The sequence below is a fragment of the Capnocytophaga sp. oral taxon 329 str. F0087 genome (genome assembly GCF_000213295.2).
Classification (GTDB): Bacteria; Bacteroidota; Bacteroidia; order Flavobacteriales; family Flavobacteriaceae; genus Capnocytophaga; species Capnocytophaga leadbetteri_A.
In genome coordinates, this window is record NZ_KN389989.1 from 4,196 (window position 1) to 4,798 (window position 603).

The 603-nt window shown below is 38.5% G+C and carries 2 protein-coding genes; both read right to left on the bottom strand.

Annotated elements, in window-relative coordinates; all coding sequences use genetic code 11:
* Nucleotides 1–87: 87 nt before the first annotated feature.
* Nucleotides 88–333, bottom strand: a complete 246-nt coding sequence (locus HMPREF9074_RS02580; RefSeq protein WP_009389730.1) for a hypothetical protein — start codon at nt 331–333, stop codon at nt 88–90.
* Between the two features lie 21 nt (nt 334–354).
* Nucleotides 355–603, bottom strand: a 249-nt coding sequence (locus tag HMPREF9074_RS12300; protein ID WP_198133038.1) for a hypothetical protein, incomplete at its 5' end; no start/stop codon positions are given.

The window sequence follows — 603 nt, forward strand, 5'->3', positions numbered from 1 at the left end:
TAATATGCAGGTGTGCGATAGCAGTGTCGTCTATCTGTGCTATTATCTCTGGTTTTAGGTTTACTTGTATGGTGTGGGCTTGTATCATTATTCTTTGGTGTATTGTTTAAACGCTTCGACTATTGTTGCCATTGTTGCAACCGCAGAACGCACGAATGCTTTGTCGGCATTATTGATTAAGGCTTGTGCTATATCGGCAAGCCCTTTAAAACTCTGGTCGCGCTCTATGATTATTCTTTGGAGGTCTTCGTCAATTTCGTACAAGGTAATTGAAAATGTTGTAATCATTTTTAGGTTTTCGTTGTTTCTCTCTGGGGTGTTCTCTGTGTTCATAACGTTCTTTTTTTTAGGTTTTTATTTATTAAAAGCGATGCTAATAAGTTGCATTTTTTCAAGGAAATTAGTGAACTGGTAATAGGGGGCAAGTGCTTTAATCAGCGATATAGGTTGCTGGTCTAAGTAAGGGTAACGTATGTCCCACTGGGCTATTTTTTCGTATAAAAAACCATTACTAAACTTAAGTAATGTTATAAGACATATAGAGCCGTCAGCGGTGATATTGGGGGTTATGCCACTGTCTGTATTAGCGTGCAGCCATTGTAG